This window comes from Nocardia sp. NPDC058640, from assembly GCF_042716995.1.
In the GTDB taxonomy this organism is placed as follows: Bacteria; Actinomycetota; Actinomycetes; order Mycobacteriales; family Mycobacteriaceae; genus Nocardia.
The window spans coordinates 320249-334886 of record NZ_JBHXRG010000002.1; the positions used below are offsets into that span (position 1 = coordinate 320249).

At 66.3% G+C, this 14638-nt stretch carries 11 protein-coding genes; 6 read left to right on the forward strand and 5 right to left on the reverse strand.

All coding sequences use genetic code 11. The features are described 5' to 3' along the window. Nucleotides 1-5: 5 nt before the first annotated feature. From ACFWU5_RS06210 to ACFWU5_RS06225, 4 genes are all read right to left on the reverse strand, one after another. Nucleotides 6-1211 carry a hypothetical protein gene (locus ACFWU5_RS06210; RefSeq protein WP_379241493.1) on the reverse strand — a complete coding sequence of 402 codons (1206 nt, stop codon included), beginning with the start codon at nt 1209-1211 and terminating at the stop codon, nt 6-8. Between the two features lie 187 nt (nt 1212-1398). Next, nucleotides 1399-2637, reverse strand: a complete 1239-nt coding sequence (locus ACFWU5_RS06215) for a hypothetical protein (protein ID WP_379241494.1) — start codon at nt 2635-2637, stop codon at nt 1399-1401. After that, complete coding sequence (locus ACFWU5_RS06220) at nt 2634-3833, reverse strand: hypothetical protein (RefSeq protein WP_379241495.1); 1200 nt, start codon at nt 3831-3833, stop codon at nt 2634-2636. Before ACFWU5_RS06220 ends, ACFWU5_RS06215 begins: the two co-directional genes overlap by 4 nt. 77 nt (nt 3834-3910) lie before the next feature. Further along, nucleotides 3911-5101 (reverse strand): hypothetical protein, encoded by a 1191-nt coding sequence (locus tag ACFWU5_RS06225; RefSeq protein ID WP_379241496.1) that lies wholly within the window; start codon nt 5099-5101, stop codon nt 3911-3913. A gap of 129 nt (nt 5102-5230) precedes the next feature. Between ACFWU5_RS06225 and ACFWU5_RS06230 the strand changes: the two genes are divergently transcribed. Continuing rightward, nucleotides 5231-6538 (forward strand): FHA domain-containing protein, encoded by a 1308-nt coding sequence (locus tag ACFWU5_RS06230; RefSeq protein ID WP_379241497.1) that lies wholly within the window; start codon nt 5231-5233, stop codon nt 6536-6538. On the opposite strand, the gene ACFWU5_RS06235 is transcribed toward ACFWU5_RS06230, so the two are convergent. Further along, a complete protein-coding gene (locus tag ACFWU5_RS06235) occupies nt 6535-7980 on the reverse strand; it encodes a metallopeptidase (protein WP_379241498.1) in 1446 nt (481 codons plus the stop codon). The two genes, ACFWU5_RS06230 and ACFWU5_RS06235, sit on opposite strands and share 4 nt — an antisense overlap. A gap of 107 nt (nt 7981-8087) precedes the next feature. Between ACFWU5_RS06235 and ACFWU5_RS06240 the strand changes: the two genes are divergently transcribed. From ACFWU5_RS06240 to glmM, 5 genes are all read left to right on the forward strand, one after another. Beyond that, nucleotides 8088-10565, forward strand: coding sequence for an FHA domain-containing protein (locus ACFWU5_RS06240; RefSeq protein WP_379241499.1), 2478 nt, complete (start codon nt 8088-8090; stop codon nt 10563-10565). A 70-nt stretch (nt 10566-10635) separates the two neighbouring features. Continuing rightward, complete coding sequence (locus ACFWU5_RS06245) at nt 10636-11919, forward strand: hypothetical protein (protein ID WP_379266327.1); 1284 nt, start codon at nt 10636-10638, stop codon at nt 11917-11919. A gap of 174 nt (nt 11920-12093) precedes the next feature. Further along, nucleotides 12094-12537, forward strand: a complete 444-nt coding sequence (rplM, locus tag ACFWU5_RS06250; RefSeq protein ID WP_379241501.1) for a 50S ribosomal protein L13 — start codon at nt 12094-12096, stop codon at nt 12535-12537. Then, on the forward strand, nt 12534-13058 hold the full coding sequence (gene rpsI, locus ACFWU5_RS06255; protein WP_379241502.1) for a 30S ribosomal protein S9: 525 nt from the start codon (nt 12534-12536) through the stop codon (nt 13056-13058). The genes rplM and rpsI overlap by 4 nt, the downstream gene beginning before the upstream one ends. Nucleotides 13059-13195: 137 nt before the next feature. Next, nucleotides 13196-14533: a phosphoglucosamine mutase gene (glmM, locus tag ACFWU5_RS06260; protein ID WP_379266328.1), complete on the forward strand. Its 1338-nt coding sequence runs from the start codon at nt 13196-13198 to the stop codon at nt 14531-14533. The last annotated feature ends 105 nt before the right edge of the window (nt 14534-14638 follow it).

Here is a 14638-nt window from a genome sequence, read left to right on the forward strand (position 1 = left end):
TGTTCTCACTCGCTCCTGGCCAGGACGGCGTATTGGGCTGCCGCCCTTTCGTACAGGGCGGGGTTGGTTGTTCCGGTCACCTTGGACTTGGAAACCACGACGCCGACATAGCGGTCGCGGACAACCGCGCACAGCATGTCGTAATGGCGGAGGTTGTCTTTCTCGTACAGCTGGATGCAACGGGCATCCAGCAGACCCGGCGGCGGGTCTATTTCCTCATCGTTCTTGCCCAGTGTCACCAGTGCCGATTGCAGACGAAATGCCCCGGCGAGGTCCTTTGCCCGGTAAACGACCCCGACGCGTCGACCGATCAGGTCGACGCCGCTGTCGGCGTATGCCTGCTTCATCAGCGCCGGATTCCGTTCGAAGTGCAAGTGACCCGATGGCGCGTAGGCATAGAAGTCGAGGTCGTTCGAGAACACGTCGCTGTAATCGGCGGCCTCGGGCATGGCTCGTCGCATGATGCCGTCGGGGTCGAACGGGATGTCGAGGACATCTTCGAACGGTGTCGGTTTCAGGTCGGCCATTTTGGCCAGCTGCAGGTCAAGGGCCTTCTTCAGGTTCGTCTTGACCTTGGTCTCATCGGGTTGGGGCAGCGAGTAGTTGGTGACCAGCAGGTAGCTTCCCCTGGTCACATAGGCAGTTCCCGTCGACCAGTCCTTCGACGATGCTTTGACGTCGGGATGGCCGTCGACAGCGAACACGTGCGACGGCTCGTCCAGCGTGGCCTGGACCATTTGGTCGCCGGCTTTGCTCGCTGCCTGCTCGGTGGGAAACCGAAGCACTGAAATGATCAGCTTCTTGAGACTGCGCATATTGCCGTTGGTCCGCACGACGTACGTGCCCGCGACGAGCTTGTTGTCGAACATCGCAGCTCGGTACTTCTCCGGAAGGACCGGGGCCCGAAACGGATCACCAGGAGCGGTGAAGGCCTCCACACCGATTACCTTGTCGATCTCGGGATCGACATCGGTCGACAAGATGGTGTAGTTCAGCATTCGCTTCGACTCGTGTCTGCGAACGTCGTCGGGTGTCGATGACCGGGGCAGCACATAGGTGGTGGGCTCGGGCGAGAAGCTGCCCAGCCGCAACGTCGAGATATCGACAGGAGACATCCCCGGCACCGCAGCGCCCTGCACCGTCGACGCGCAACCGGCGGTCGCGACGGTACCGACCATGGCCAGCATGAGCAGCCTTGTTCGCAACTTCATCGGATCCCCCCGTGATTACTCGATGCCGTGGCGGTGCCGACTCGGCGCGGCACGGTGGTCGGTGGCCTGGTCGGTCGGCCGCTTCGGGCCTTGTGTTCGGCGAGGATACTACTCGACTCCGACACGGGCGCGCTGTGTGCGGGAGTGCGGTCGTCGAGTAGGAGCGCGGTGCGGTCGTGTCCGTGGGTCATCGGGTATTGGCGAACAGTGCGTACTGTGCGGCCGCACGCTGGTGGACGTCCAAAAGCTGATCGCTGCTGACGATCCCGACGTACTGCTTGTAGGCCACCAGGCAGCTGAAGCGTTCGACGGCTTCCGATCGCCGATTCTCGACGCAGACCGTGTCGGGGACCTTCGGGGCGGGGTCGGTGTCGAGTCTGACCGGCCAGGGGAACAGCTTCTCGGTGAGCGCGCGGTCTGCGATGTCCGCAGAAGGGGTGCGAATGACCATGGCGGCGTTCGTGATTCCGACCTGTTGGGCTTCCATGCGGGTCAGCTGTTTGTCGACGTAGCCCCGGTCGCTGGGGAGGACTCCGCCGGTGCCGAAGTGGACCGCTCCCTGCTTGCCGGTGAGGATGTAGCCGCCGCCGGCGGCGTCGGGGCTGGTTGATTTGTCGGGGTTCAGGGTGCGCATGAGGACGTGATCGGGGTCCCATGGCAGGGCCAGGATCTGCTCTTGGGTGAGTGGGGCGGTGGCGGTCAGCGCTTGGATCTGCTTGGTGAGCGCCGATTCGGTGCGCTCGGTGAGGGCGGCGAGATCGGGGGAGTCCACCGAGAGCAGCACGGCGATCACGTAGCTCCCGTGTGGCATGAACACGCGCAGGAACGGGGAATCCGGGTGCCAGTGGGCGTGGGCGGTGGGATGTACGGACAGCGCCACCTGCTGGCTCTTGCCTTGTTGGATACCGAAATCGACGTCGTAGAACTCCTGCGCCGCCGCGGCAGCGCGTGCCGCGTCCGGGAACTGCAGCACCGTGATGTTGGCGGTGAACTTGTTGTCGGGTTGCTTGGACGGCCAGTCGAAGGCGGAATAGATCGACTTGTCGACTGAGGCGCTGCCGGATTCGAAGCCGAACAGCATCGTGTGCTTCTCCGCGACAGCGTCCATGCCATCGTGCATTCCCATCGAATAGGGAACAACCGTGCTCCACGCGGTACCGGCGTCGGTGCCGTACTTCATCTGGGGGTCGATCGTGCTCGGGTCGATCACGTACTCGGCCAGGCGCAGCGCTGCTACCTCGTAGCGTTCGCTGAACGGCAGCACTGGATCGTCGTCGTGGGCGTTGAGCGGCTCGACGGGGTAGGACCCGGTGTCGAGGGCGCGGATGTCGGTTTCGCCGGGAAGCGCGGTACCGGTCATGGCGGACCCGCAGGCGGTCAGAACCGTTGTCAGGGTGGCGGCCAGCAAGGCGTGGCGGATTCTCATTTCGTGTTCACCAGCAATGCGTATTGGGCGGAGATTCGCTGTTGGGCGTCGAGCAGTTGGTTCGACCAGGTGTAGGCCGCGTAGCGGTCGTAGGACACCGCGCAGTAGAAGCGGATGGTGAGGCGTTTCTGTCTGCCGATGTATTCCTTGCACAGCGCTGTCGGCAGATCCTTCGGTGCGGCTGTTCTGGTGAACTTCCTTGTCAGCCCGCCCATTTCGTCTCGCACGGCTTGCGCACCCGCGACGTCACGGGCTCGATAGACCTCCGCGCCGTCGACGGAATACAGGTCGACGCCGTTCTCGTCGATGAACTGCGCGACCTCCAGTGGGTTGCTCGCGAAATGTCTGGAGGTTCGGGCCGCGTAGGCACCTGGCGGGTTGATCCACCCATCGTCTTTGGGACGCGGCAGGGTGCGGGCTCGGATGTCCTCGCGGTCGCGCGGGAGCTCGAGCATTTTGTCGCTGGGGGTCGGCGTGAACTCCGCGATCGACGGGACGACCGTGTCGAGGCTTTTGCGGGTCAGGTCGAGCAACGCCTGTTTGTCGACCTGCTTCAGAAACATCTTCGGGTAGTCGTAGATCCAGGTGTAGACCACGAGATGGCCGGTCGCGTACCAAGATCCGATCGATTGCTTGTGCGGCTGCCAATGTGCCTTCGCCGCAGGATATCCGGGAATTTCGATCGGTTGATTGGCGGCATAGCCGAAGTCGAGCTGTTCCAGCGCGATCGCCGCGGCGGCGGCCCGCTGTTCGTCGGGAAAGATCATCACGGCATTGACGAGTTCGATGCCGTCGTTGTTGGGTTCGCTCTCACCCGAACTCACGAATCCGCCGATGAAATCCGGTGCGGCTTCAGCGAATCGGTCGATAGCCATGAACCTACCCAGCGACTTGTCGGGCTCGAGAAACACCGACGCCATCCACGGATTGGCGTGGACGAACCGCGGGTCGATGTCGCCCGGTGTCGGGACGTAGTCGCCGAGACGTTCGGCCTCGATCCATCGGGCCTGAGGCATGCTCGTGACCGTGCCGAGCCGGCGCGGCTGCGTGGGATAGTTGCCGACGTCGAGTGCGGCCAGGTCCACCGGCGGGTCGACAGCCTGTGGACTGTCTGCTGACCCGCAGGCGGCGACGGTGGTCAGCAACGCGGCCGTGAGTGCGGCACATGCTGCTCTGACAGGTCTGCTCGAACGCACGGCAATCATCCCTCCCCGAAACGATGGTCGGGCGGAATCCTACGTCACCGGCGTGGGGGAGGGGGTAGGTCGCGAACTCACAAACTGTTCGCCAGCAGTGCGTACTGCGCCGTGATCTTCTGCCGCGCTTCAGGTTCGGTGTCTGCGCTGATCATCGCCAGGTACCGCTTGTACGAGACGTAGCAGCGGTAGGCGAAGTTGTCCTCTTTGCCTCTGTCGTTGAGTTTGTGGCAGGTGGCGGTGGGGACGTCGGTGGGGGCGGTGATGGGGTCGTAGTGGGGGGCGGTGGTGATGAGGCCTTGCATGAGGGATTGGGTGGCGGGGTGGTCGCGGACTCGGGTGACGAAGCCGCCTTCTACGGTGGCGTAGGCCTCGACTTGTGTTGTGTCGACCAGGGTTTGGCGGGTGGACAGGTCGGCGGCTTTGTTGATCAGGTGTTCGGGGGCGTAGGTGGCGAAGGTGTCTTCGTCGGGGTGCATGGTGGCGCGGACGGGGACTACGGCGCGGGCGAGTAGGCCGGTGGGGTCGACGGGGAGGTCGGGGATTTCGGCGGTGGGGGTGGGGGTGAATTTCGCGAGTTGGGTGAGTTCGGCGGCGAGGGTTTTGTCGACCCAGGCGGTGAGGTCGGTGGCGTCGGCGTGGGGGCGTTGCAGGAACAGGGAGATCACGAACTCTTTGTGGGCGTAGAAGGCGCCGACGGTGGCAACGCCGGGTCGCCAATGGATGTAGGCCTCGGGGTATTTGGTGGAGGCGAGTTTGCGGTTGTCGGGCGATACGGCCAGGTCGACGTCTTCGAGTTCGCGGGCGGCCAGGGTGGCGGCCGCGGCGGTGGGGAAGCGCAGCAGGAAGTTGGTGACCGCGGTGATTTCGCGGACGGGGCGGTTGTCGTCGTCGAGGTCGGCTTTGTCGGCGCCCTGCACGGCGTAGCCGGTGATGAATTGTCGGTTCTCCAGAACGGGTTTGGAGACGTTGGCGACGAAATCCAGGGCGCGTTCGACGTCGGGGACCACCGCGTCGCCGCCGCCGTGCCACAGTGACGGGTCGATCCGCACGGTGGGCACCACCGCCGCGGACATGCGCATGCCCTCCACGAGGGGGCCTTTGTCGCCGGCGGTGGCGGTGTAGGCGTGCCGGTCGACGGCGAAAACGCCGGTCTCCAGGCCGCGCACATCGGGTTCGCCGGGTAATGGTGTGCCGGTGACGGCGCAACCGGTGAGTAGGGCGCCGGCCAGGGCGAGTGCGATGCGAAGTGTGGTCGAACGAATCATCACAAGCCCCCGATGTTCTGCCGCGATAGGTACCAAGTTACCGGACCGCGCCCGCCCAGGGGGACCGAAGCGGGGTGCTTGCCATACTCTGGATGTCATGGTCACCTCTGCGCTGCGAGGCCGATACCTGTGAGGGATCGGCAGGTCGAAGTGGTGCTCGGAAGTCATGCGGTCGCGCGGGTCGCGGGGGCGGTGATCGTGGTCGCCCATCGAGCACCGGGCAGGCTCGCGCCCGGCGATGTCGCGGCTATCGCGCTGGAGTCGTTGGCGGAGTTGGTGCGTGACGCGCACGAGCAGTCGCCGTCGGGTCCGGGGTCGGTGGTGGCGCGCGAGGCCACGCGGTGGCTGATGAAGTACGCCGAGCAGATCTCGCCGGGGGTGCCGATCGATTTCGGGGTGCTGTCGGCCGCGGACAACGGTGGGGTGGCGATCTTCCTGCACGGGTCGGTCACCGCTGTGCTCGCCGATGAGCGTGGGCCGCAGTACTACCGCGGCAGCGATGCGGCGTTCACCGTGGATCGGGTGGCTTCGGAGCCCGCGAAGGCGGTGGCGCTGTTCGTCGACGATGCCAAGGGGCGCATCCCGGATATGCCGACCGAACGCGGAATCGGTTGGCTGGTCGAAGGAATCGCGCAGGCCGGGGGCGCGGTGATGTGGTCCAACGATGTGCGCAGTCATGTGCGCACCGCGGAGCCTGCGAGCGGAACACGAAGGCCCCCACCGGCTACCGCGCGCATCGATCGCGAACCGCGTGCGGCGCAAGCGGATTCACGTCCGATCGAGCAGCCCGCGACGGGGATGCAGCCCACCACGTCGATGATGGACGCGGTCACCGGCGCTTCGCATGGCACGGTCGACACGCCACTGGCCCAGCCGCCGCACGCGGGAACCAATCCCGCGCCCGAACCTGATCCCGACCTGCAGCGCAGGCTCGAGGCCACGGCCAAGTCAACGGTGCTGGTGGTGAAGGTGATGGGATTCAAGTGCGCGCGTGCGCATCCCAGCGATCCGCGCTCGGCGTTCTGCACGGTGTGCGGGATGCCGGTGGACCAGACGCAAGCGCTGGCCGAGGTCGTGCGGCCGCCGTTGGGGATGCTGGTGCTCGATGACGGCATGACCTACCTGATGGCCGCCGACGCGGTGATCGGGCGCGATCCGGAGAACTCCGAGGCGGCCCAGCGTGGACTCATCCCGTTGCGCATCGACGACACCTCCGGGGGGATGTCACGCGCGCATGCCGAAGTGCACCTGGTGAATTGGGATGTGCAGCTGTTGGATTGCGGTTCCACCAACGGAACTCGCAGCCGGCATCCCGGGTATCGGGATTGGGTGCGGCTGACTCCCAATCAGCCGGTGGTGCTCATCCCCGGCACCGAGGTGATGATCGGCAACCGGGTGTTGCGCTACGAACCGGCCGCACCCCCGCCTTTCGGCTAGGAATACCTTGACAGGCAAGTGGTTTCGCCGTTGAGCACGCCTGCCCGGAAGGCGTCGACACGGGAAAATCCGCTGGGCACGGTCTTGCCTTCGGCGTCACTGGCGGCGAGGCCGTCGGTGAGCAACCCCGACACCGCCTCGTCGAGATCGCCCGCGGACAGCTGGATATCACCCTCGCTCACCGGGCGGTCGGATCGCGCGAGCTGACCGGTGACCACACCGGATAGACAGGCCGCGCGCAACCCGGTCTTCGCGCCGGTCAACTCCTGCCCCTGACTGCGCTGCACGGCCAGCGTGTAGCGGGAGATGAACACCACGTACCCGTTGTAATCGCCGCCGACCTTCACCGGCAGTGGGCCGTCGTCGTCGGTGTCGGTCTTGCCGCGTTCGGCCAGACCGGGCACGTCGGTGGCGATGGTGTTCTTGGCGGGGCAGTAGGTGACCGGGTCGGTGACCGCGCCGTCCACGCAGTCGATGCCCGAGCCCGCGTAGTCGTAGGTGGGGGCTTGCTTGACCGGCAGAATCGCCTGCAGGGCCTTGCTCAGTTCGACCAAATTCGCTTTGGAGACAGGGTATTCGCCGCGACCGGAATCGCCGGAGAAGCTCTGCGGAAGGCTGCCGCGGCGCGAGTCGATCTCGGCCTCGTCGATGCCCTTGCAGCCGCGCGGTCCGTCGGTGAACCCGATCTGCACGGCGGTGACGCGTTCGAAGGCCGAACCGTGCACGCTCTCCGGGTCGTCGGGATCGGAGTCGCGAATCGAAACCGTCGCGGCCAGAACGGAATTCAGACCGTCGGAGGTGTTGATCGTGAAGTGCTTCGACTTGCCTTCCGCGACATGACGCATGAACGCGCCCGCGAAACAGTCCGCCTGCTGTTCCTTCACCAGGACCTTGGTCTTCTTGGTGACCATCTTGGCCATGGTCTGAATCGCGTGCCCGTACTCGTGCGCGAGCACCATCACCACCGACATCGGGCCGAAGGTCTCACTCATGGTGGGCAACAGCATCTCGCGGTCCCAGCCGATGGAGTTGTCGGTGCGGCAGTAGGCGGCATTGACCAGGTGGTAGGTGGTTTCTGAGCAGAATTCCACCGACTGGCTGCGGGTGGCGCGCGCGTTCCAGGAGATCAACTTCTCGACCGGATCGAAGGTTTCGCCGGGGAATTCCGCGCCGAAACCGGCCTGCCAGTACGACTGGATGTCGTCGATCGCGTTCAGCGCCAGTGTGTCCACGTCACCGCCGTCACCGTTGGACGCGGTCAGCGACGAATCGGGCACGTTCGGACGCGGTCCGTTGGGCCCGCCGGTGGTCGGCAATCCCGCCACTTGGAACGGATCGTCATAGATCGAGACGCCGTGCCCGTCGATCGCCCGCGTGCAACCAACTCCGAGCAGCGCACACAGCGCGACGGAAATGGCAATGAACACTTGAGCTTTCGGCATTGATCCCCCTGGTCGGCCGGTCACGCATGCAGGTCGAGCGCCGGTTCGGGACTGAAGCCAACTCGGGGGCACCGCCGATGTCCGGGCGATGGCATAGTATCCGCTCCATGTCTTCACCGGGGGCGCAGACCATCACAGTGCGCCATGATGGAACCGAACGAGTCTTCGAAGCGAGTCAGCAGATCACCATGGGCCGCGCGCCCGAGGTCAGCCTGTTCGTGGACAGTCCGCTGGTCTCGCGCGTGCACGCCACCCTGCGCTTCGCCAACGGCGCGTGGGTGCTGGCCGACAACGGCAGCACCAACGGGGTCTTCGTCGACGCACGCCGCCTGAACCAGCCTGTCTCGATCGACCGGCCCACGCAGGTGCGCCTGGGCGACGCGATCACGGGGCCGCTGCTGCATCTGGTGCCCGCCGCGCCCGCCGCACGGCACGCGCAGACCATGGTCGCGCCGCCCTCGCAGCAGCGCCCGCAACAGCAGCGTCCCGGCTTCCAGCCGCCCGCGCGTCCGCAGTACCCCGCCACGTCGCAGCTGCCCTCGCAGCCGCAGGACAACATCAACATGACCCGCCGCGCCGACTCGTCGATGCTGCCGCCGGTCCGCAAGGCCGCCTCGACCGAACCGGTCGCGCGCGGTGACAGGATTCCGCCCGGCGGCCTGAGCATCGGCCGCACCTCCGACAACCAGATCGTGGTCAACGACCCCCTGGCTTCGCGGGCGCACGCGAAACTGCTGTCCTCGCCCGAAGGCCTGGTCATCGAGGACCTCGGGTCGGCCAACGGCACCTTCGTCAACGGTCACCGTCAGCAACGCGTGGTGCTGCGCGAGCGCGACATCGTCACCATCGGCAACGTCGACTTCGCGGTCACGCAGGGCGCGCTGGCGTTGCGGCAGAAGCCTGTCGCCGAGCAGGGGCTGTCGGTGCACGGGGTCGGGTTCACCGTCGAGGGCAACAAGCAGTTGCTCGTGGACGTGAACCTGACGGCCGGGCGCGGCACGTTGACGGCGCTGATCGGGCCCTCGGGCGCGGGCAAGTCGACGCTGTCGAAGTTGATCGCGGGCAACACCCAGCCGTCGGGCGGTGTGGTGACCTTCGAAGGACGCAATCTGCACGCCGAGTACGAGGCGCTGCGTTCGCGCATCGGCATGGTGCCGCAGGACGACGTGCTGCACCGTCAGCTCACCGTGCGCCAGGCTCTGGGCTTCGCCGCGGAGCTGCGGCTGCCGCCCGATACGACCAAGGCCGATCGCCAGCAGGTGATCGACGGTGTGCTGCAAGAACTTTCGCTCACCGCGCACGCCGACACCCGAGTCGATCGCCTGTCGGGTGGTCAGCGCAAGCGCGCGTCGGTGGCGATGGAACTGCTCACCGGTCCGTCGCTGCTGATTCTCGACGAGCCCACGTCGGGTCTGGACCCGGCGCTGGACCGCCAGGTCATGCAGATGCTGCGCGAACTGGCCGACGCCGGGCGCGTGGTGATCGTGGTGACGCACTCGGTGGCCTGCCTGGACATGTGTGACCAGGTGGTGCTGCTGGCGCCCGGCGGCAAGACGGCGTTCGCCGGGCATCCGGGTGGCGTCGGTGCGGCGATGGGCACCAGCGACTGGGCGGAGATCTTCGCCATGGCCGCGGCCAATCCCGACCAGGTGTTCGCGGCGTATCGGTCCCGGCAGGCGTATGTGCCGCCGCCACCGCCGGTGCAGCCCAACCGCGGCAATGTGGGGGCGCCGCCGCAGTCCAGCGGGATGCGGCAGTTCTCGACATTGGCGCGCAGGCAGGTGCGGTTGATCTTCGCCGATCGCGGGTATCTGATCTTCCTGCTGGTGTTGCCGTTCATTCTCGGTGCGTTGTCGCTGGTGGTGCCGGGTGAGAACGGTTTCGCGCCGGGTCCGCTCGTGGCTCAACCCGACGGGTCGTTCGCGCGATCCGGTGGCAGTGAGACCCAGCAGTTGCTGGTGGTGCTGATTCTGGGTGCGTGCTTCATGGGTGCGACGCTGAGCGTGCGCGATCTGGTGGGCGAGCGGTCGATCTTCCAGCGCGAACGCGCGGTGGGTCTGCTGCCCTCGGCGTATCTGCTGGCCAAGATCGCGGTGTTCAGCGTGGTCGCGTTCCTGCAGTCGGCGGTGCTCATCGGGATCACACTGCTGGGGAAGAAGGCGCCCGGTGCCGGTTCGCTGATCCCCAACGGCAGCATCGAGCTGTACATCGATATCGCGATGACCGCGGTGTGCTGTGTGGTGTTCGGGCTGCTGATGTCGAGCCTGGCCAAGTCCAGCGAGCAGGTCATGCCGATGCTGGTGGTGATGATCATGGTGCAGCTGGTGATGGCCGGTGGCCTGATCCCGGTGACCGATCGACCCGGCCTCGAGCAGGTGTCGTACCTGTTCCCGGCCCGATGGGGGTACGCGTCGGGTGCGTCGACGGTGGATCTGCGCAACCTGTTCTGGGGTGCGCAGCCGGACACGCTGTGGGATCACACCGGATGGATCTGGACGTTGGACATCGTGATGGTCATCGTGATCACCTCGATTCTGGCTCTGATTACGTGGAGTCGACTACGACTGAAGAAGTCGCAGGCATGATCGCGCAGGTCAGAGTCGTTTCGGCGGGCATGATGCGCGGGCCCGTCGCCGACCGGGCACACTTGATCCTGTGACCGTTCGAGTTGGAGCCCTACATCTGGGGTGGGACGTGGTGTCCGTCGCCGCGGGTGGCGGTGCGAACCCGGTCCGCCCGGTACAGGTGGAGGGCACCTACACCCCGCCCGCCTACCTGCTCGCCGACGCCGCGGGCAGGCTGCACACCGCCGGTGTCGACCGGCAGCGACCGGACCTGGGGATGGCGATCGCCGACGTGCGCGACATCCTCGGCCACCCGCAGATCGTGATCGCCGGCGCCACCTGGCCCGCCGAACTGGTCTTCCGCGCGCGGCTGTACAACCCGCTCGCCTCGATCGGCAAGTACCTGCGGGGCAAGCCGCAGGTCGTGGCGCTGCCGTATCCCGACAGCTGGCCCGAGGACAAGGTCGAGGTGTACGCGGCGCTGGTCGAGCAACTCGACGTGATCGTGGAACCGCTGCCGGAGAGCGTGGCGCTGTCGGGTTATGTGCGCGCGCTGGGGCTGGTGTCCCCGCCCAGCGAGCGGCATCGCAACGGCGTCGGCGCCACCGGTATCTACTCCGACGGGCGATCACTGCTGGTCGTGGCGGTACACGGCGACGACGAACAGCCCACCGAATCCACCGAGGTCCCGGTCGGCGCCGAGGCACTGCGCGACGCCCGCACCGCCGACAACGTGGTGATCGAGGCGATGGCCGCAGCCCGCTCGATCGGCGCCGACACCTCGACGGTGCTGCTGGCGGGAAATGTCTGCTTCAACGACGCGCTGCGCTTCGCCTTCCAGAATCATCTCGGGCAACGTCTGCACGTGGCCGATCATCCGATGCACGCGCTGGTTCTCGGGGCGGCGCATCTGTTGGTCACCGAGCCTGATGAAGACGACGAGGAGGATGACTATCCGGCTTCCGGACATCCCGCTCAGGCCGTCGCCGCGCAGGTCGGGTGGGGTGCGCAACCCACGGCACCGCCCGCCGCGCAACCGCCTGGCCCCGCCGGATTCGTCGCCGGGCCCGCACCTCGGCACGCGCTCGACGCCGACGGACGTGGCGGTCTGCTGGGCAAGGTGAAGAAGGGTTTCCTCGGTGCCCCGGCCGTGGTCGGCGCGTTGGCGTTGGTGGCGCTGCTGCCCGACCCCGCCGTCGCCTCGGCCACCGAGCAGGTGAACTGCTCGTTCACCCCGTACGCGACCACCGTCCCGCGCGAAGGCATCGCCACCGCGCGCGCGAAGTTCGTCGACGACTGCGCGACGCCGGGCATCGACACCCTGCGGTACCTCATCCCGCGCGCGACCGACCCCGGACCGCCGGTCGTGATCTGACGTCCCGATTGGGAGTCGGTCATGCGTGGCTGGTATCGTTGCCCGTTGGCGTGTGGAACGTCGAACCGTTCGCGGGTCGGCGTCAGCTCGATGTCCTGGGTCTCCACCGGCCGCCAGGACGCTTCGATCCACCCGACAAGGGCCGGCAACACCGACGACAGACAGGGATTCACTGTGCCTACGTACAGCCCCAAGGCGGGTGACACTACCCGTAATTGGTATGTCATCGACGCCACTGACGTAGTCCTCGGCCGTCTCGCCGTGCAGGCCGCTGGCCTGCTGCGCGGCAAGGGCAAGCCGACCTACGCACCCCACGTGGACGGTGGCGACTTCGTCATCATCATCAACGCGGAAAAGGTTGCCATCTCCGGCAACAAGAAGCAGAACAAGCTCATCCACCACCACAGCGGACACCCTGGCGGCCTCAAGTCGCGCACTGTCGGCGAGGTGTTGGCGACCCGTCCCGATCGTCTCGTGGAGAAGGCCGTCAAGGGCATGATCCCGAAGAACAAGCTGGGTAACGCGATCGCGGGCAAGCTGAAGGTCTACGCAGGCCCGAACCACCCCCACACCGCGCAGCAGCCGGTTCCGTTCGAGATCAAGCAGGTGGCCCAGTGACCGCTCCTGAAGAGTTCGCAGCCGAAGAATTCGACGCCACCGACGAGGTCATCGTCGAGATCGTCGAAGACGGCGAAGCCTACGATGATGCCGAGTACGTCGAGGAAGAGCTGGCCTTCGAGCCGCTGTCCCTCGACCGCCCGGTGCAGACCGTCGGCCGTCGTAAGGAAGCCGTCGTTCGCGTGCGCATGGTGCCCGGCACCGGCAAGTTCGAACTGAACGGTCGCACCATCGAGGATTACTTCCCGAACAAGGTGCACCAGCAGCTCGTGAAGTCCCCGCTGGTCCTGGTCGAGCGTCTCGAGAACTTCGACATCTTCGCTCGCCTGGTCGGCGGCGGCCCGTCGGGTCAGGCCGGCGCTCTGCGTCTGGGCATTGCCCGCGCGCTGATCGTGGTCACCCCGGACGACCGTCCCGCCCTCAAGCGTGCCGGCTTCCTGACGCGTGACCCGCGTGCCACCGAGCGTAAGAAGTACGGCCTGAAGAAGGCCCGTAAGGCGCCTCAGTACTCGAAGCGCTGATTTACGCACTGCCGTGGGCCGTCTTCGCTTACTTTTGGTGAAGACGGTACCGTCGGCGGAGCATGTGCGAGAGCAGGCTTCCAGCACGGCTGGTCGCCTGCTCTTGTGCTATCTGGACCTACGACGGTAGAGGGTTTATGGGACGGCTGTTCGGTACAGATGGAGTTCGAGGGCTTGCCAACGAGTCGCTGAGCCCGGAGCTCGCGATGCGTGTGGCGGCCGCGGCGGCGCAGGTGCTCTCGCGCGGCAAGAAGCGCCCGGTGGCGGTGCTGGGTCGCGATCCGCGCGCCAGTGGCGAGATGCTCGAGGCCGCGGTGACCGCGGGCCTGACCTCCGTCGGTGTCGACGTGCTGTCGGTGGGCGTGCTGCCCACGCCGGCCGTGGCGTATCTGACCGGCCTGTACGACGCGTGCTTCGGCGTGATGATCTCCGCCTCGCACAATCCCATGCCCGACAACGGAATCAAGATCTTCGCCGCGGGCGGGCACAAGCTCGACGACGCCATCGAGGCACGGATCGAAGCCCTGGTCGCCGAAGGCGTCACCGTACGCCCGACCGGCGCGGGCATCGGCCGGGTGCGTGGTGATTACACCGTCGAGGGCACGCACGAGCGGTATGTCGAGCATCTGCTGGAATCCACCGGGCAAGACCTGTCCGCGTTGACTGTTGTGGTCGACTGCGCGCACGGTGCGGGCTCCGAGGTGGCGCCGCAGGTGTACCGGGAGGCGGGCGCGACGGTGATCGCGATCAACGCCGAACCCAACGGGCTCAACATCAATGATCGTTGTGGCTCAACGCATTTGGACAATGTGCGAAGCGCGGTGCTCGAGCACGGTGCGGATCTGGGCATCGCACTCGACGGTGACGCCGATCGTTGTCTTGCCGTGGATGCCGCCGGTGAGGTCGTCGATGGTGACGCGATCATGGCGGTGCTCGCGTTGGCGATGCGCGAGGCGGGCGAGTTGGTCGACAACACGCTTGTTGCGACCGTGATGAGCAATCTGGGTCTGCATATCGCGATGCGTGCCGCCGAGATCACCGTGATCACCGCCGCGGTGGGTGACCGGTATGTGCTCGAGGAACTGCGTCGCGGCGGGTACAGCCTGGGCGGGGAACAGTCGGGGCACGTGGTGTTCCCGCGGTTCGGAACCACCGGTGACGGGGTGTTGACCGGTCTTCGGGTGATGGCGCGGATGGCGCAGACTCGTTCGTCGCTGGCGTCGCTGGCTTCGGTGATGACCACTGTGCCGCAGGTGCTGATCAATGTCGCGGTGTCGGACAAGGCTGCCGTCGCGGCTGCTCCCGAGGTGCGCGACGCGGTTGCCGAAGCCGAGCGGATCTTGGGGGAGACCGGGCGAGTTCTGTTGCGGCCCAGTGGAACCGAGCAGTTGGTGCGGGTGATGGTGGAGGCCACCGATCCGGCACAGGCTCGCCAGCTGGCCGACGATCTGGCCAAACGGGTCGCTGCGGTCTAGTTGCCTGGCGGGTCCGGTGCGCGACAACTAGTATTGGGATACGCCGTAAGGACCTGTGTGCTCGTGGCGCGTGTGTGCTGCTCGGCGCAGGCGGTTACTGTTGGC